We start from the raw sequence: 16,699 nt of genomic DNA, 5'->3' as shown, positions 1-16,699 counted from the left end.
CGGCATCCGCAGGGGCGAGGGAGAAGCAGCCATGACGAGCGGGCGCGAGTCCCATCGTGCGTGGCCGCTGCTGACATGCGCCCTGACCCGTGAGGCCGGGCAGGCGCGGCTGCGCCTCGCCGCCGGGGAGTGGCGCCCCGCCGCGGCGGACTCCGAAGCGGCCGCGGCGGTCCTGGACCGCCTCGCGGCCCCGCTCCCGGCCCGGCGGGCGACGACCGCGCGGGAGCTGGCCACGGACCGGGACCGGAGACTCCAACGCCTCCTGCGCACGACCCTCCACCACCTGGACGCGGGCGCCGTGAGCCCGCCCATGGCCGCCCTCCTGGCCGCCGTCGCCCGCGCCTTCCTGCCCTGGCACGCCACCCCGAACCCGCCGGGCGCAGGCGCGGCCCCCAGATACGGGTCTCCGGCGGGGACCGCGGACGGCCCGGTCGTGTCACCGACGGAGGCAGGAGAGCACCTGCTCCCCGGTTTGACCGCGCTGTTCACCGAGTTGGCCTCGCCGCACCCGCCCGGGACCGTCCCGCTCACGCCCCCGGTCGAGCCCTGGCAGGTCCGGTACGCGGGCCGCTTCCGTCGTTACGGCAGACCCGCTCCGGGCGTGTGGACGGCCGAGGCCGTCGGCTGCCCGGCGTGCGGGGGTCAGGCCGGCCCGTGGACGGTGACCTGCGACTGGCGCCTGATCTCGTTGGGCTGCCCATGCGGGGCGGTGACCCGTGAGCACGGCCTCGCCCTCTCCGAAGTGTGGCTTCTGCTGCCGGACGTGTGATCCGGCAGCAGCCCAGCCGTCGTAGCGCGAACGCGGTGGTTCGAGGTCGGTTCACGACTTCTTGCCGATGTCGGCGGACCGGTCCACGAAGCGGGCGGCCCCGTCGGTCACCCGGTACAGGAACCCTCCGCCGTCGTCGCCGACCTGGAAGTACTGCGTGGAGGCGTCGAAGCTCATGAGGCGGGTGATGCCCTGCCAGGGGCGGCGCAGGAGTTCCGAGCGCAGGGCGGTGCGGCCGTCGTCGCCGGCGGCGGCGAGACCGTGGGCGGCGAACCGGACGGCGTCGTACGCCTCCGCCGCCCATGGGCCCGGCGCGCGTCCGTGGCGGGCGCGGAACGCGGCGTCGAAGGCCTCGGTACGGGAGTCGGCGCTCGCGTCGGTGTAGCTCGTACCGATCCTCCAGTCCTCGCCGACGGCGAGGAACGCGGCGTCCAGTACGTGCTCGCCCGCGACCCGGGCGCCCTGGTGGCCCGCGTCCCGCAGCGCGCGGGCACAGGCGGCGGCGCGGTCGGGGCGCACCCCGCCGAAGAAGACGGCGTCCCGGGGGCGGGCGGCGATGCGGCGGGCGGCCCCGGTGAAGTCCTCGTCCGCGGCGACCTCCTCCACCGACGCCGCGCCTTCGAGCTTGTCGTAGACGGTGGTGATGCGGACCGTGGCCAGGCTCTCCACCTCGGTGGCCAGGTCGTGCACGATCACCGTGCGGGCGGGTTCGACGACCCGGTTGAGATAGATCAGCGCCGCGAACGGGCCGACGGTCTGGGTGGCACGCAGCACGAGCGCGGTCGAGGTGTTGACGGTGTCGAGGGCCTCGGTGTCGGCGCGGGTGACCAGCAGGGTCAGCCGGGCCTTCGTACACGGGGGCAGCGCGGCGGGCACGGTCGTGTTCGTGCCCGCCGCGATCACCACGGACACGTCGGGGTCGGCGGCCAGCCGGGCGGCGGCCGCGGCGGAGCCCGCCGCGGTGCCGCCGTCGTCCGCCGTGCGCAGCACGAGGTCCACGGTACGCCGGGCGTCCTGGTTGTGCTGCTCTACGGCGAGCAGGGCCCCGCGCCCGTGGTCGGCGAAGAAGGGGTCGTCCGGGCTGCCCAGCAGCGCGACCACGTGACGGGAGCGCTGCACGGAGCCGGTGTCCGCCGACGCGGCGCCCCGGCCCCACTGCCACCACGCGCCCGCCCCGGCCACCGCGGTGACACCGAGCGCGGCCCCGGCGACGAGCAGGCGCCGCCGGGTGGTCGAGGGCGGCGCGTCCACGGGGGAGGGCCCGCTGACCAGGGTGGGGTCGGGAACGGGCAGGTCGAGGACGCGCGCGGCACGGGCCGCGACCAGGGCCGGCAGCCCTTCGGGCAGCCACGCGTCCACGGCGAACTCGCCGAGAACGGCGCGGAGTTCACCGATGCCCGGGCGCCGCTCCGGTTCCTTCGCCAGACACCGCCGTACGAGCCCGTCGAGGCTTTCCGGTACGCCGTCCAGGTCCGGCTCCTCCTGCACGGTCCGGTACAGCACGGCCGCAGCGCCGCCGGTGCCGAACGGCGGCCGGCCGGTGGCCGTGCGGGCGAGGACGCAGCCGAGCGAGAACACGTCGCTGGGCGGACCCACGGTGTGCCCGCGGGCCTGCTCGGGCGAGAGATAGCCGGGGGAGCCCACGACGGAGCCGTCCGTGGTGAGCGCGGTCGCGCCGACGGCCCGCGCGATCCCGAAGTCGATCAGCCGCGGCCCGTCCGCGGCCAGCAGCACGTTCGCCGGCTTGACGTCCCGATGGACCAGCCCGGCCGCGTGCACCCCCTCCAGAGCCTCGGCCAACACGGCACCGAGGCCGCGCAGTTGGGCCTCGGGCCAGGGTCCGTGCAGTGCGACGGCCTCGGCGAGGGACGGGCCGGGCACATAGGCGGTGGCCAGCCACGGGGAGCGGGCGTCCGCGTCGGCCGCGACGACCGGCACGGTCCACCGGCTCGTGAGGCGCGACGCGAGCTCGGCCTCGCGGCGGAAACGGGCGCGGAAGCCGGGGTCGTCGGCGTACTCGGCGCGGATCACCTTCAACGCGCACCAGGCGCCGTGCGGCGAGCGCGCCAGGTAGACGACGCCCATGCCGCCCGCGCCGAGCCGTCCGGCGAGCCGATGACCGCCGATCAGGGAGGGATCGCCGGGCAGAAGCCGTTCCATGTCAGCGGCCTCCGTCTCCCCGTCGTTCCCGCGCCGCCTGGTTCCGGGCCCTTCGTCAGCCCTGGCCCTCCGCCACGCGTTGCAGATCGCCGAGCGATCCCACCTGCCGGAACCGCCCGCCGCGGACCTCGTGGACGAAGGTCTCGTCCGCCCAGCCCTCCGCGCTGTTGTCGTACTGGTGGAAATCACCGAAGGCGTACGTACGGGTGATACCCCGGTACTCCACCTTCGCCAGCCGCACGGCGAGATCGGCCCGCACCGGCCGCCGACGTGCCCCGGCCGGGACCGTGCGGGCGAACTCGGAGAGCAGCATGCCCACGCTGTCGTACGCCTCGGTGGCATACGGCTCCGGCGTGCTGCCGTAGCGCTTCCGCCAGGCCGCGGTGAAGTCCTTGGCCCGCTTCGTCGTCAGTACGGAGGGGTCCACGGCGTCCGTGACCACGAACCAGCCCTCGCCGGCCGCGCCCGCGAGGCGCGGGAAGTCCGAGCCGTACAGCTGGTGCTGCATCCAGCGCGGCCCGGTGAAGCCGGCCGCGGCCAGGTCCTGGGCCGCGCGGACGGTGGCGTCCAGGGGCCCCAGGTACGCGAAGGCCTCGACACCGGCGGCGAGCAGTTCGCGCACCGCCTGCGGGCCGTCGTCCGTCTCCTCCGCGACGACGCGGGGCACGACCTCGCTCTTGAGGATGTCGCGCCAGTTGCTGACCACCTGGGTGCCCTGGTCCTGGACCACCGAGCCCCCGGCCCGGTCGATCACGACGCCGGTCCGCACCACCCGCCGCGTCACGAAGGCGTGCAGGGCGATCCAGCTGCCGAGCGCGGCGTGGGCGGGGCCGCTCTGGAACGAGGTCTTCGGCGACGTCAGGAAGTAGTCCTGCTGGCCCGTGCTGCTGGAGACATGGGTCAGCCCCGCCTCTCCGTAGACGGCCGCGGCCGTCCGCATGGGTATCTCGGCGACCGGTCCCAGCACGGCGACGACGTTCCGGTCGGCGGTGAACCCGCGGGCCACCTCCCGGGCGGTGTCCGCGTCGCCGCGGTCGGCGAGGACCTTCACCTTCAGGTCGTAGGACCGCTTGGGTGTGGCGTTGTGCTCGGCGACGGCGAGGCGGGCGGCGCGTTCGGAGGCCCGGCTGACGGCGGCCTCTGCCGTGCGCGTGGTCGTGTGCACGCCGATGACGTAGACGGGACGCCCGGCGCTCGCGGGCGGCTTCTCGTCGTCCCCCGACGCCCACACCGCCGCTCCGGTCCCGCCGCCCGCGAGCAGCAGCGCACCGCCGGCCAGCAGGAGTCGGCGCCGTCCCGGGTGCCGGGCGGGGACGGCCGGATCGTCCACGACGGTGGGTTCGATGTCCGGGAAGGCGAGGCTCTCGGCGGCCCGTGCGGCGACCATCCGGGCGACGGGGTCGGGGAGCCAGCCGCCGGACGCGTCCGCAGCAGAGTCGGCAGAGTCGGAGGCGTCTTCGGTGAAGAGGCCCCGTAGTTCGTCGGCCGTGGGCCGCTCGGCCGGGTCCTTGGCCAGGCAGCGCTCCACCAGAGTGCGCAACTCGCCTTCCACAGGGCCGAGTTCCGGCTCGTCGTGGACCGTGCGGTACATCAGGGCATCCGGCGTCCCGGTGCCGAAGGGAGGAGCGCCGGTCGAGGCGTACGCCAGGACGCAGCCCAGCGCGAAAACGTCGCTGGCGGACGTGGCGGGCTGCCCCTGGGCCTGCTCCGGGGCGAGGAAGCCGGGGGTGCCGACCACGAGCCCGGACGCGGTCAGTGCCGTGTCGTCGGCGGCGCGCGCGATACCGAAGTCGATCAGCCGCGGTCCGTCCAGGGCGAGCAGGACGTTGCCCGGTTTGACGTCCCGGTGGACGAGCCCGGCCGTGTGGACGGCGGCCAGCGCCTCGGCCAGCAGCCCGCCCAGGACGCGTACGGCAGGCGACGGCAGCGGGCCGTGCGCGGCGACCGCCTCGGCGAGGGCGGGCCCGGGGACGAACGCGGTGGCCAGCCACGGCTCGCGTGTCTCGGCGTCCGCGTCCAGGACGGGAACCACCCAGGGGTTGTCCACTCTCCGCGCCAGCTCCACCTCGCGCGCGAACCGGGCGCGGAAGTCGTCGTCACCGGCGCTCTCGCCCCGGATCACCTTGACCGCGGCGAGTGCCCCGGAGTCGGTGCGGCCGAGGTAGACGACGCCCATGCCGCCCGCGCCGAGCCGCCGCAGCAGCCGGAAACCCGCGATGCGGGACGGGTCGGAGGATCGCAGCGGTTCGCTCACTGCTCCGCCTCCTTCGTCCCGGTCGGTTCGGCGGTGGCACCGGCATCGCCCGCGTCACCCGTATCGCCCGCATCTCCCGCCTTGCCCTGCTGGTCGATGTCCGCGGCGATGAAGCTCAGCCCCTTGGCCATGTCGGTGGTGATCGTGGAGTCCTCGGCCTCGCTGCGGCCCGAGCCGTGCCGCGCGGTCGCGGCCACGGTGACCGGCCCCAGCCGGAACTTCGACCAGTCGAAGGGATACGCCTTGCCGCCGTCGGCGACCCAGTCACCGGTCTCCGTCAGGTCGTCCTCGGAGATCACGGACCGCTCGTCGGCGAACGCGTCGACCCGGGAGTACAGGCCGCGCACCCGGTCCGTGGCGTTCAGCCGCTGCTCGGGGCAGCGCAGCGGTTCCTCCAGGGACCCGGCCATGTCGCGCCGCGCCGCGAGGACGTTCTGGTGCACGGTGACCGTCAACGACACGTACACCGGACCCTTGCCGTCCTTCGCCGGCAGCTCGAACGCCCGCGTGAGACTGGCCAGTACGGTGTCGGGCAGCGCTTCGCGCCGCCACAGGCAGTCGTCGCCGAGTACGGCCCACTCGGCCGGATCGCTCTCGAAGGGGTCGCGTTTGCGGTACCCGGTGCCGAAGTAGTCGGGGCGCACGGTGAGTTCACGCACGAACTCGACTGCCTCGGTCCGTGTCCTCGGCGCCCGGTTCTCGGCGAGCGAGTACGGCTCGTTCACGGGTGACGCCGAGGCCGAGCCCGACGGCGACGCCGAGGCGCCGGGACTCTTCTCCGGCGTGCTCCGCGCCTTGGGCTCATCCCCCGACCCGCTGGTGCACCCCGCCAGCAGCAGCACCCCCGCCGCCGAGGCTAAGACTGGTCTCCACTCGGCCATGCATCACTCCCACCCCAGTGCCCACGTCCCTGAAATCAGTGTGGCGTACGTCAACACTCTTGGGCGCCAACAACCCATACAAATATGAGTAGTTAAGGGCCCAGGCGGACTGCTGCACTGCTCTGTCCGCTACTTCCGGGGCCCGTCCGCCGTCCCCGATTCCCCCGTCGGCGGAGTCGGCCGGCCTCGGGGTGTCTCTCCCGCGGTGAGGTGTTCCAGGACCTCGACCAGCTCCTGGCAGGCCCGTTCCACCGAGCGCCGGGTGTTGAGCTGCTCGGTGATCACGGAGGAGAGGAGCAGGGCGGTCAGAGCCATGGTGCCGTTGAAGGCCTGCAGCTTGATCATCACCTCGACGCGGGTCAGCCCGGCGAAGGGGCCGGCCCGATCCGTGGCGGCGACGGTGGCCATGACGGACGTGAAGAGGGCACAGAACATGCTGCCGACGAGTTGGAAGCGCAGGGCCGCCCAGATCAGCAGCGGGTAGACGAGGAACAGGGCACTGAGGCTGCTGTGCGTGACCAGGGGCACGACGGTGCAGCTGACGAGGGCGAGTCCGGTGGCCTCCGGCCAGCGGGACAGGCGCGGGGGCCAGCGTGCCGCGTACAGCAACAGCAGGAGCGGGGTGACGATCAGGACGCCCATCGCGTCACCCACCCACCATGCCAGCCACACCGCCCAGAAGCCGTGGGCGTGCAGCCGGTCCGTGATGACGAGCATGCCGACGCCCGCCGTGGCGCTGATCAGCATGCCGGTCAGGGCGCCGAGGAACACCAGGGCCAGGCCGTCCCGCAACCGGCTGAGATCGGTACGGAAGCCCACCGCGCGCAGCATGAGGTACGCGCAGACGGGCGCGGCCGTGTTGCCCGCCAGGTTGCCGAGCACCTCGGGCTTCAGCGAGGTGAGGTGCATGATCACGAGCAGGGCGCCGAGTGCGATGCCGGGCCAGACCCGCAGGCCGAAGATCAGCAGACCGGCCACCGCGACACCGGTCGGCGGCCAGATGGGGGTGAACACCGCCCCCTCGACGACCAGGTTCCGCAGGAGCCCGAGGCGCCCCGCGGCGTAGTAGCAGCCGGCGACAGCCAGCGTCTGGAGGGCGAAGACGCCTGTCCGGCGCAGATTCTCGGTACCCGCCACACAAGCCATCAGACACCGGCGGCGCCGTTCCGGCGAGGCGGGAGCCGTGGCATGCCGCTCTACGGCTGAGCTTCGGTCCCTTCGTGGCCGACGACCAGCACGGCGGCGTCGTCCTCGTGACCCACCTGCTCCGCGCCCTTGATCACGGCGGCGGCGAGCGAGCTGGCATCCAGGCCCGCCACGGCGGCGATGCCCGCGAGCCGGACGACCTGGTCGAGGCCCTGGTCGACCTCCATGGACGGCCCCTCCACCACGCCGTCCGTGAGCAGGACGAACACGCCGCCCGTGGTGAGCCGGTACCGGGTCACGGGGTAGGCCGTGCCGGCCTGGATGCCGAGCGGCGGGCCGCCCTCGTCGTCGGCGACACCGGACTTTCCGTCCGCCGTCGCCCACACGCAGGGGATGTGCCCGGCCCGGGCGCTCTCCAGCACGCCGGTGGCCGGGTCCAGGCGCATGAAAGTGCAGGTGGCGAAGAGGTCGGTGCCCAGGGACAGCAGGAGGTCGTTCGTCCGTGCGAGGAGTTCGCCGGGCTCGCTCGTCACGGAGGCGAGGGCGCGCAGGCCGACGCGTACCTGGCCCATGAAGGCGGCGGCCTCGATGTTGTGGCCCTGGACATCCCCGATGGACAGCCCGATCCGGCCGTCGGGCAGATGGAAGGCGTCGTACCAGTCGCCGCCCACGTTGAGGCCGTAGCAGGCCGGTGCGTAACGCACTGCCACGTGGTAGCCGGGTGCTGTGGGCATCTGCGCGGGCAGCATGCCGCGCTGAAGTGCGATGGCCAGTTCTACCTGGGAGCGCTGTAGCTCCGCGTGCTTGCGCGCCCGGGAGGTCAGCGAGCCGAGCCGGGCCAGCAGCTCGTCGCTGTCGAGCGTGGGGCGCTTGCGGGACATGGGCCGCTCCGGAGGGTTTCCTGCCCTAATCAGGGCACCAGCCCCAAACAATCCATATTGGATGATAATGGTGTAGTGGCACTGCAGGAACCCTGGGCCGTGCGACAGGCGGCGAACCGGTCGGTTTCGGCGCCGTCCGATTCCCCTTGAGGGGTTTCACTTGCGGGTCCTGTCCCGGACATAGACGGTGACTCGCGCCCCGTTGACATGAGTTGTTCCGCATTCGCGGAAATAGCGCCGCAGGGTGCTTGCCTTCGCCTTCTCCCTCGGATCGGTCGGCGAGTACGCACCCGTCGGGCGGACCGCGACGATGCGGTCGAATTCCAGCATGCGTGCCGCGATATCCCGGGCGGGAAGCTCGACACCTGAAAGCGTGTTCGACGAAACGGGGTCCTGTGCCAGGGCGAGATCCGTCAGAAAGCGGGTGTCCTCGGGGTTGGGCGCGGTCAGGATCCGGCGCTGGCCGGAGAGATAGAGCAGCCCGTCACCGGGGCGGCCTTCCTCGCGTACGGCGGCACCGATGGCGGTGGCGTCATTGCTCCGGCTCTGGGGCGTCCTCAGCCAGAGACTCGGCGGGACGAGCGCGGCCAGTACGGCGACCGCGGCGACCACCGCGATCCACGCGTGGCGGGAAAACCGCAGCCGCCGGTGGACACAGTCCATCCACGCGCCCAGCAGCAAGGCGATGCCGATATGGCTGTAGAGCACATACCGGTCGACGAAAAGGGACTTGACCAGTGAGGCGATCAGCAGCAGAAGCCCCGGAAGCACGACCAGCGGCACAGCCAGCACGGAAAGCCGCACGGGCCCCCTGACCCCCAGGGGCGCGAGGGCACACACCACGCCCACCACCGCCACGGCCAGGAAATCATCGAGCCGCACCGGTCCGTCGATCCAGGACACCTGCCCGGACTGCCCCGCGCTGTGGACCGCCAGCGGCAGCAGCCCGGCCACAACACCCGCGGCCGTCACACTCCACGCTTTCAACACCGGTCGTGGAACACGGGAGACGAGCAGGGTGACGCCGTGTGCGACCAGGGCGAGGGCCGCGAACTCATGGAGCAGACAGGCCAGCAGCATGGTGGAGCCGTAGACCGCCCACCGCCACCGGGCGCGCCGCGGGACGCTGACCACGAGCGCATAGGTGGCCCAGGTGACCAGGGCACAGACCAGGGCGTACGAGCGGCCTTCCTGCGCGTACTTCTGGACCTGGGGAAGGATCGCGAACACGAGCCCGGCCAGCAGCCCGGCCCGGGGTCCCGCCAGGCGCAGTCCCAGAAGCCCGACTCCGCTCGCCGCCACGGACATCGCCAGCACGGACGGCAGCCGCAACGTCAGCAGCCCCGCGCCGAAGAGACCGAAGATCTCATGCATCACGGCGTAGTAGAGGGCATGGACCACGTCGATGTGCTGAGCGGTGAGCCATATCTGCGAGAGATCGCGCTGCGCGAGCTGATAGGTGACGGACTCGTCCCCCCACAGGGTGTTCTCCCTGCGGATACCCCAGAGTCCCAGAACGACGGTCAGCGCCAAGGGCGCGAGGACGACAACTGCCGTGGCCGGGCTCGGTGATCGGCGACGGACGGGTACGGGAGGGGAAACCGAACTGGCGACGGCGGGGCCACGTTCGACAACGGACATCGGCGGCAGGGCCTTTCAGCAGTGGCGAAGATGATCCGCCAGCGTGCCCAAACGTCGTTGACCGGTTGCTGATCCAACCTGACCGGCCGATCAGGAAGGCGGTCCGGCGCTGTGCGAGGCTGCACCCCATGCGCATCCTGGTGGTCGAAGACGAGGTGGACCTCGCCCACACCCTGCACACCGGTCTGACCGCCGAGGGCTACAGCGTCGACCTCGCCCATGACGGCCGGCAGGGACTGTGGATGGCCCGGACCGGCGAATACGCCCTCGTCGTACTGGACTTGATGCTGCCCGGACTCAACGGCTACAAGATCTGCGCCCAGTTGCGCCGGGAGGGCAACGCGACCCCCATCCTGGTCCTCACCGCCAAGGACGGCGACTGGGACCAGGCGGAGGCCCTGGACACGGGGGCCGACGACTACCTGGCCAAGCCGTTCTCCTACATGGTGCTCGTCGCACGGCTGCGGGCCCTGGTCAGACGAGCCGCCGCGGTCGCCCCGCCCGTCCTCGCCGTGGGCGACCTCTCGCTGGATGTCGCCGGCCGGGTCTGCCGCCGGGCCGGGGCCCGGGTGGAACTCACGCCCAGGGAGTTCGCCGTGCTGGAACTGCTGGCCCGCCGGGCGGGCCAGGCGGTCTCCAAAGCGGATCTCCTCTATCACGCGTGGCCCGACGAAGCCCTGGATCCCAACCTGGTGGAGGCGAGGGTCAGCGCTCTGCGCAAGAAGGTGGACGCCGCGTTCGGCCGGCAGTCCCTGCAGACCGTACGGGGGACCGGCTACCGGCTGGTGGACGACCGTGAACGCGACTGAGCCGCGACGCCGTTGGTGGCCGCGTTCGGTACGAGCCGTCGCGGCGCTGGCCGCCGCCTCGGCCGCCGCCGTCATCCTGGTCGGCATCGGCTGGTGGGTGCACCACGACGTCCACCGCCAGAGCACGCAGATCGCCGAAGACCAGGCCAAGGAACAACTCTGGTCTCTCTGCGCGAAGTTGGAGCAGGGTGTCCTTCCCGACTCCGTGAGCACCGTGCCGTACGAGGTCGTCGCGACCGGCCGACGCCCCGCTGTCGCCTACGGCGGAGGCATGGACGACTTCGCTCCCGGCACTCGTCACGTGATGCCCGCCCCGCCGAAAGCCCTGACGGCCGAACTCACCACCACCGTCCGTCTGCCCGCGAACCCCGACTACGACCCCAGCGACAAGTTCTCTGTGGCCGGCGGCATCAACCAGGTCATCACATCCGACATCGAGGCCGATCGGCTGGGCAAGGACAAAGCCGCCGCTCTCGGTGTCGCCGCCGACGCCCGCCTGCGGGTCTACGTGGTGGTGCTCCCGCACACCGCCGAGGCCATCACCAAGACCATCGACCGCCTGATGCTGTGGGCCGGGCTCGTCAGTCTCGTACTCATCGCCGCCGTCACCTACTTCGCCGTACGGGTCGCGCTGCGGCCGGTCGAGGCCATCCGCGTCCTCACCGCCTCGGTCACCGCGAACAACCCCCGCGAACGCGTCACCGTCCCCGCCACCGGACACGAGATCACCGCCCTGGCCACCACCATCAACACCACCCTCCAGCGCCTCGACAACGCCGCCGCCCGGCAACGCCGCTTCGTCGCGGACGCCGCGCACGAACTGCGCAGCCCGCTCACCACCCTGCTGGCCAGCCTGGAAGTCGCCCTCGCCTACCCGGAACGCACCGACTGGCCCGCAGCGGCCACCACCGCCGCACGACAGACCCGCCGACTCCAGTCCCTCACCGAGGACCTGCTGCTCCTCGCCCGCCTCGACACCCGCACCCCCGAAGCCGGCCCCGAAACCGTCGACCTGGCAGCCCTCGCCTCCGGGCTGACCGAGCAACACCCCCTCGCCGAACAGTCGTTGACCCTCACCTGCGACAGCACCGGCCCCGCACCCGTCCACGGAAACCCCGGCGAATACGAACGGCTACTGCGCAACCTCATCGACAACGCCGCCCGCCACGCCGCACACCGCATCCAGATCACCGTCCGGAACCAGGACACCTGGGTCGTCCTCACGGTGCACGACGACGGACCCGGCGTGCCCACCGAGGACGCCGAGCGCGTCTTCGAACGCTTCGTCCGGCTCGACGACGCCCGCTCCCGCGACCACGGCGGCACCGGCCTGGGCCTCGCCATCGCCCGCGACCTGGCCCACCGCCACCGAGGCACCCTCACCCTCAACCCCCGGACCCTGGGAGCATGCTTCGAGCTCCGCCTTCCCCAAGTTCCCACCCCCGCCGACAAGTAGCACGCTCCACCGCGGCCGCACCGACCTCCTCGTACGCGCGACGGCCCGCCCGTGCGGCATCACGTTCCGGCATCCGTATGTCCGTCGGGCCGGGGGCGACCGATACTGGGGCCGTGGCAGACGAGGGGGACGGCCAAGCGGTTGTGAGGTTGGTCGGACGGGTCCGTCGGCAGGCAGAAGTGCCGTCGGCGGGAGGGATCAAGGGGGCGCTGGCGCGTCGCTCGTGGAAGAGGATCACGGCAGAGGGCCACGCTCTGGCCCCCGCGGAGCGCCGACGGGTGTACCGCGAGGTGCTGGCCGACTGGGTGGCTGCCGGAGCCCCCGACGACGCGCGCCCCGGCGTGCTCGCCGCATGGGCGGACGGCCGAGGCCAGTTCGCGGAGAACGTCACGGAAATGGCGATGACGCCCGGCGCCGACCACCGCGCCGCCCTCGCGGCGTTCTGCGTCCGGAACGAGATCGCTCCCTCGCGCGGTACCGACTGGGCGCTCTTCTGCGTCCTGACCGGGCAGGGCGAGCGGTGGAAGGCCCACGATCCGGACGGCTCACTGCTCGCCGAGGCCGACCGGGAGCTCGGCACGTGCCCTGCCCAGCGGACCGCGCTCCGCGAGGCACTGGAGGAGCTCGGCGTCGGTCCGGACGTGATGCGGACGGTGCTCGTGTCCGGACGCTGGATCGCGGAAATGGCCGCGGACGAGATCGAGTTCCTGTCCCGGCACGACCTGACACCCGAAGGCGCGCAGGACCAGGCGTGCTTCTTCGCCCTGTCCGGGCAGGCGGAACGGCGGCTGGCGGTGGACCCGGACGGGGCGCTGCTCGCCGCCGCCTATCAAGGGGCGAGCCCGGACGGGCGGGCGGCGTTACGCAAGGCCATGGAAAGCGACGCCGATGTCGACGCGGTCCGCGTGGTGGCCGACGGCGGGCAGCGCATCGCGGAGATCACGGCGGCGGAGCGCAAGTACCTCGTGGGTCTGCTGCGCGAGCGCCGGGACTGGGCCGCACTGTGGCGGCTGGCGCTGGAACTGCCGGTGGCCGACGCGGTGCGGGCGGTGCGGCACGTGGACCCGCAGTGGCATCCGGAGGCCCGGCGCGACCGCGAGTTGTTCGGCCTCCTCGCCGAGAGCAGCCGTGCGGACATCCGGCGGGCGCGCAAGGCGATGTACCGGAGCCAGGTGATCCACTTGGTGGTACCGGGCAAAGTACGGGCCGGCGCACTGAGCGACGACGGACGGCGCGTGGCGCTGTGGACACACGACAGCCGCCCCACCGGCAACGCCGTATGGACGGAAGCGCCGGGCCCGGGCACGATCAGCGTCCATTCCCTGCCCGACGGGGCGCTCATGGCACGACACGCCGCCACCATCTGGGACGACGCCAGTCTCGCCTACTGCGGCGACACGCTCGCCGCGTTCACCGTCCGGCACTCAAGGACCGCTCAGGAAGCCTGGCTCCACCATTGCCCGCAGGACGGGCGGCCCATGGAACTCACCCACCACGACGAGCACAGCGCCGAGCACGGTGCCATCGCGATGGCCGCGTTCCGGGACGGCCTCGTCACCGCTCGCCTCGGCAATGTGATCGGGTTCCACGACACCACCGGCCGGGAAGTCTCGACCCTGCGCTACGGCGAACGATGGACCGGCCAATGGAGCGACTACCCGCCCGGCTACTCGTCCACGGCCGCCTCGATCACCGTCGATCAGGAGAGCGGGCGGATCGCCGTGATGCGCGCTCACTACGGTGTCCTGCTGGACGAGGGGGAACGTACTGAGTACACCATCCCGGTCGTCGGCAAACTGACGCGACCGCTGAGCTGGCGCGGGGTGTGCCTGCGCGGCGGGGACGACCTCGTCGTGGCCGACAGCTCGGAGCTCGAGCTGTGGGAACGGCCCGACATCTTCGAGCGGTCCTACTGGGAGCGGGGGGCCGATGTCACCCGGCGGATACGCCATGGGGCATCGGAGGTGACATGGATCAGGGCGCGGGACGAGATCTGCTACCGGTCGTGCGCCGTGGGAAGCGCGAACATCCACTACGTGAAGGGCGAGCGACTCACGCCGGTGAACACCGACGGCGAGCTGACCGGCAAGGAGGCGAGCGTGCTGTTCGGCTCGGCGGGCGCGACCTGTCACGCGATCGGCGGGGACGGGTACGCGGACATCGTCGTGGGGGAGTACCAGGCCTTGGGGATGCTGGCGGACCGCCCGCAGGCCGCGTGGCAGCCTGACGACCTGCGCACCGTCACCTGGGCGGACCGGCTGGCCACGGGGCACCACCGGGCACAGCCGCTCCACCGGCTGGTGCGTGCCTGTCTGGAGCACCGGTTCAGCGACGAGGAGACCGCGACCGCACGGTGATGTCGGCGTCCGGAACCATGCGGGGTCGCACCGCATGGCCCGCGAGGACGGCGGACCGCGCGTCAGTCGGCCCGAAGACCGACCGCCATCGTCAGTTCGAGGACGCGCTGCGGCGATGCGAGATCCGGAAACAGCTCGCGCAGCTGCGACATCCGGTAGCGGACGGTCTGGGGATGGACGAACAACGCCGCCGCCGCCTCGTCCCGCCTGCCCTGGTGCAGCAGCCACGCCCGCAACGTCTCCTCCAGCCGCCGCGCGGTCGCCTCGGGCAAGGCCCGCAACGGTGCGAGGGCCCGGGCACGCAGGTCCGCGAACGCGTCCGCGTCGGCGCTCAGCACCAGCTCGGGCAGGTGGTCCTCGGTGTCGCGGATATCGGGGGAGAGGGAGCGCGCGCGTGCGGCTCGTTCGTACGAGGCGGACGCACGGACCCATGGCCGGGCCGGGCCGACCACGGCGGTGCGGTCGGTGAGCTGCCGCAGGAGATGTGATCGGTCGGCATCGGGGACGAGCAGCACACCGAAGGCGTCCGGCAGATCGTCGAGGACGAGGGTGCTCGGGTCGAGCGTGCGGTAGGCGGGCCGGGCCTGGGCCGCGGGCAGCAGGACCGCGGTCAGCGAGACCGGAGGCTGCCACCCGGCCCGTTGAGCGGAGGCCAGCAGCACGTCAGGGCTCGCGCCGGCGAGGAGGTCGCGGACCAGTTCCTCCAGGTGGCGCTCATGAGCCCGGCCCCGGGCGGCCAGTTCGTCGGCGTGGCCCGCGGCGCTCGCGGCGGACAGCTCGTCGATGTAGGCGAAGGTCAGCTCGGCGAACTTGGCGACCTCGGCGGCGGGCAGACCCGCGGGTACGGCACCCGCGGCCAGGCACCGCCAGGCCACACGGGCACCGACCCGGTAGGCGCTGAGCAGGGCGTCCATCGAACGGCCGTCGCGCACCTCGCCGCGGCCCAGCTCGTAGGCCGCGTCACCGGCGTCACCGCCCGTGGCGCTCCCGCTCGCGAGGTCCAGGTAGTGACCCAGGGCGGTGCGGACGGCTCGGCGGATGGTGGCGCCCATATGGCCCGAAAGGGCGTTGGCGTAGGGAGGGACCTCGTCGATGATCGCCCGGACGACTTCGTCGGCGGTGTTCTTCAACGTGGCCCGCAGCGCGGTGACCGTCGTCTCATCCAGGGCCAGTTCGGTGGCCCTCCGGATTGCTTGGCTCATGTTTTTGTTCCCTGCGAACAATTCTGCCGACCAGATTCACATCCTGCGGTCAGGACTTTACGCCCTGAGGCGCAGCAAGCTAGGGCCATGACGAGTACAGCCCTCCGCACAAGGGCGTGGAAACTGCTGGAGATGGTCACGACGCCGCTGCTGCCGTCGGACTACCTCGACCTGGTCAGCCCGCTGCGTGCGGGCGCCGACCTGCGAGGGCGCATCGAGGCCGTGCACCCCGAGACGGGTGACGCCGCGACCATCGTGATCAGACCGGGACGGGGCTGGCGCGGCCACACGGCCGGTCAGTACGTGCGCGTCGGGGTCGACGTCGACGGGGTGCGCCTGTGGCGTGCCTACTCCCTCACCTCGCCGACCGACCGCTCGGACGGCCGCGTCACGATCACCGTGAAGGCGATCCCGGACGGCAAGGTCAGCAACCACCTGGTCCGCAGGACGAAACCGGGCACGCTGATCCAGCTCGACCAGGCGACCGGTGACTTCGTGCTGCCGAAGGCCAAGCCCGCCAAGGTGCTCTACCTGACGGCCGGCAGCGGCATCACGCCCGTGATGGGCATGCTGCGCGACACCGAGTTCGACGACGCCGTCATGGTCCACTCCGCGCCGCAGCCGCACGACGTGATCTTCCGCGACGATCTGCACGGGCTGGTCGCCGACAAGAAGCTGCGTCTGACCGAGCTGCACACCGACACCGACGGCATGCTCGACATCACCCGCCTCGACGAACTCGTGCCCGACTGGGCCGAGCGCGAGACCTGGGCCTGCGGGCCCGCGGGCATGCTCGACGCCGCCGAGAAGCACTGGAGCGAGCACGGCGTCCCGGAGCGCCTGCACACCGAACGCTTCCGCCCCAGCGTCGTCGCGACCGGCGACGGTGGCGAGGTCACGTTCAGCACCACCGGCAAGAGCGTCGACGCGGACGGCGCCACGCCGCTGCTGGACGTCGGCGAGGAGGCCGGGGTGCTCATGCCGTCCGGGTGCCGCATGGGCATCTGCTTCGGCTGCGTCACACCGCTCAAGGCGGGCGCCGTCCGCGACCTGCGCACCGGCGAGATCACCGAGGCCGAGCCGGGCGTCCTCATCCAGACCTGTGTGTCCGCCGCGGCGGGCCCCTGCGACATCGAACGGTAG

The 16,699-nt window shown here is 72.3% G+C and carries 12 protein-coding genes; 5 read left to right on the top strand and 7 right to left on the bottom strand.

Going from position 1 to position 16,699, the window contains the following annotated elements:
- The first annotated feature begins 31 nt into the window (after nt 1-31).
- Nucleotides 32-769, top strand: coding sequence for a hypothetical protein (locus HLK59_RS03355; protein WP_171139663.1), 738 nt, complete (start codon nt 32-34; stop codon nt 767-769).
- Nucleotides 770-820: 51 nt separating this feature from the next.
- On the opposite strand, the gene HLK59_RS03350 is transcribed toward HLK59_RS03355, so the two are convergent.
- The 6 genes from HLK59_RS03350 to HLK59_RS03325 all read right to left on the bottom strand — a co-directional run bounded on the left by HLK59_RS03350 (nt 821) and on the right by HLK59_RS03325 (nt 9,732).
- A complete protein-coding gene (locus HLK59_RS03350; protein ID WP_171139662.1) occupies nt 821-2,929 on the bottom strand; it encodes a bifunctional serine/threonine-protein kinase/ABC transporter substrate-binding protein in 2,109 nt (702 codons plus the stop codon).
- 55 nt (nt 2,930-2,984) lie between these two features.
- Entirely contained in the window at nt 2,985-5,183 is a 2,199-nt protein-coding gene (locus tag HLK59_RS03345; RefSeq protein WP_171139661.1) for a bifunctional serine/threonine-protein kinase/ABC transporter substrate-binding protein, read from the bottom strand.
- Nucleotides 5,180-6,064 carry a hypothetical protein gene (locus tag HLK59_RS03340; protein ID WP_171139660.1) on the bottom strand — a complete coding sequence of 295 codons (885 nt, stop codon included), beginning with the start codon at nt 6,062-6,064 and terminating at the stop codon, nt 5,180-5,182. The genes HLK59_RS03345 and HLK59_RS03340 overlap by 4 nt, the downstream gene beginning before the upstream one ends.
- 129 nt (nt 6,065-6,193) lie before the next feature.
- Nucleotides 6,194-7,201 carry an MASE1 domain-containing protein gene (locus HLK59_RS03335; protein WP_346779635.1) on the bottom strand — a complete coding sequence of 336 codons (1,008 nt, stop codon included), beginning with the start codon at nt 7,199-7,201 and terminating at the stop codon, nt 6,194-6,196.
- A gap of 59 nt (nt 7,202-7,260) precedes the next feature.
- Nucleotides 7,261-8,091, bottom strand: coding sequence for a PP2C family protein-serine/threonine phosphatase (locus HLK59_RS03330; protein WP_171139658.1), 831 nt, complete (start codon nt 8,089-8,091; stop codon nt 7,261-7,263).
- Between the two features lie 156 nt (nt 8,092-8,247).
- Nucleotides 8,248-9,732: a glycosyltransferase family 39 protein gene (locus HLK59_RS03325; RefSeq protein ID WP_171139657.1), complete on the bottom strand. Its 1,485-nt coding sequence runs from the start codon at nt 9,730-9,732 to the stop codon at nt 8,248-8,250.
- Between the two features lie 128 nt (nt 9,733-9,860).
- Between HLK59_RS03325 and HLK59_RS03320 the strand changes: the two genes are divergently transcribed.
- The 3 genes from HLK59_RS03320 to HLK59_RS03310 all read left to right on the top strand — a co-directional run bounded on the left by HLK59_RS03320 (nt 9,861) and on the right by HLK59_RS03310 (nt 14,354).
- The gene (locus HLK59_RS03320) at nt 9,861-10,541 is read left to right on the top strand and encodes a response regulator transcription factor (protein ID WP_171139656.1); all 681 of its coding nucleotides are present in this window, start codon (nt 9,861-9,863) and stop codon (nt 10,539-10,541) included.
- Nucleotides 10,528-11,997 (top strand): HAMP domain-containing sensor histidine kinase, encoded by a 1,470-nt coding sequence (locus HLK59_RS03315; protein WP_171139655.1) that lies wholly within the window; start codon nt 10,528-10,530, stop codon nt 11,995-11,997. The genes HLK59_RS03320 and HLK59_RS03315 overlap by 14 nt, the downstream gene beginning before the upstream one ends.
- Before the next feature lie 278 nt (nt 11,998-12,275).
- Nucleotides 12,276-14,354 (top strand): hypothetical protein, encoded by a 2,079-nt coding sequence (locus tag HLK59_RS03310; protein WP_171139654.1) that lies wholly within the window; start codon nt 12,276-12,278, stop codon nt 14,352-14,354.
- A gap of 62 nt (nt 14,355-14,416) precedes the next feature.
- Here the strand turns inward: HLK59_RS03310 and HLK59_RS03305 are convergent, their stop codons facing one another.
- A complete protein-coding gene (locus HLK59_RS03305; protein WP_171139653.1) occupies nt 14,417-15,556 on the bottom strand; it encodes a PucR family transcriptional regulator in 1,140 nt (379 codons plus the stop codon).
- A gap of 87 nt (nt 15,557-15,643) precedes the next feature.
- Here HLK59_RS03305 and HLK59_RS03300 point away from each other — a divergent pair, with 87 nt between their 5' ends.
- Nucleotides 15,644-16,699, top strand: coding sequence for a ferredoxin reductase (locus HLK59_RS03300; RefSeq protein WP_171139652.1), 1,056 nt, complete (start codon nt 15,644-15,646; stop codon nt 16,697-16,699).

The organism is Streptomyces sp. S3(2020), assembly GCF_013044505.1.
Classification (GTDB): Bacteria; Actinomycetota; Actinomycetes; order Streptomycetales; family Streptomycetaceae; genus Streptomyces.
This window is presented reverse-complemented; position numbering and strand designations above follow the sequence as displayed.

Excerpts from the sequence above, each read along its gene's own strand:
- HLK59_RS03355 (WP_171139663.1), top strand. The coding sequence starts at position 32 with ATGACGAGCGGGCGCGAGTCCCATCGTGCGTGGCCGCTGCTGACATGC.
- HLK59_RS03350 (WP_171139662.1), bottom strand. The coding sequence starts at position 2,929 with ATGGAACGGCTTCTGCCCGGCGATCCCTCCCTGATCGGCGGTCATCGG.
- HLK59_RS03340 (WP_171139660.1), bottom strand. The coding sequence starts at position 6,064 with ATGGCCGAGTGGAGACCAGTCTTAGCCTCGGCGGCGGGGGTGCTGCTG.
- HLK59_RS03330 (WP_171139658.1), bottom strand. The coding sequence starts at position 8,091 with ATGTCCCGCAAGCGCCCCACGCTCGACAGCGACGAGCTGCTGGCCCGG.
- HLK59_RS03325 (WP_171139657.1), bottom strand. The coding sequence starts at position 9,732 with ATGTCCGTTGTCGAACGTGGCCCCGCCGTCGCCAGTTCGGTTTCCCCT.
- HLK59_RS03320 (WP_171139656.1), top strand. The coding sequence starts at position 9,861 with ATGCGCATCCTGGTGGTCGAAGACGAGGTGGACCTCGCCCACACCCTG.
- HLK59_RS03305 (WP_171139653.1), bottom strand. The coding sequence starts at position 15,556 with ATGAGCCAAGCAATCCGGAGGGCCACCGAACTGGCCCTGGATGAGACG.
- HLK59_RS03300 (WP_171139652.1), top strand. The coding sequence starts at position 15,644 with ATGACGAGTACAGCCCTCCGCACAAGGGCGTGGAAACTGCTGGAGATG.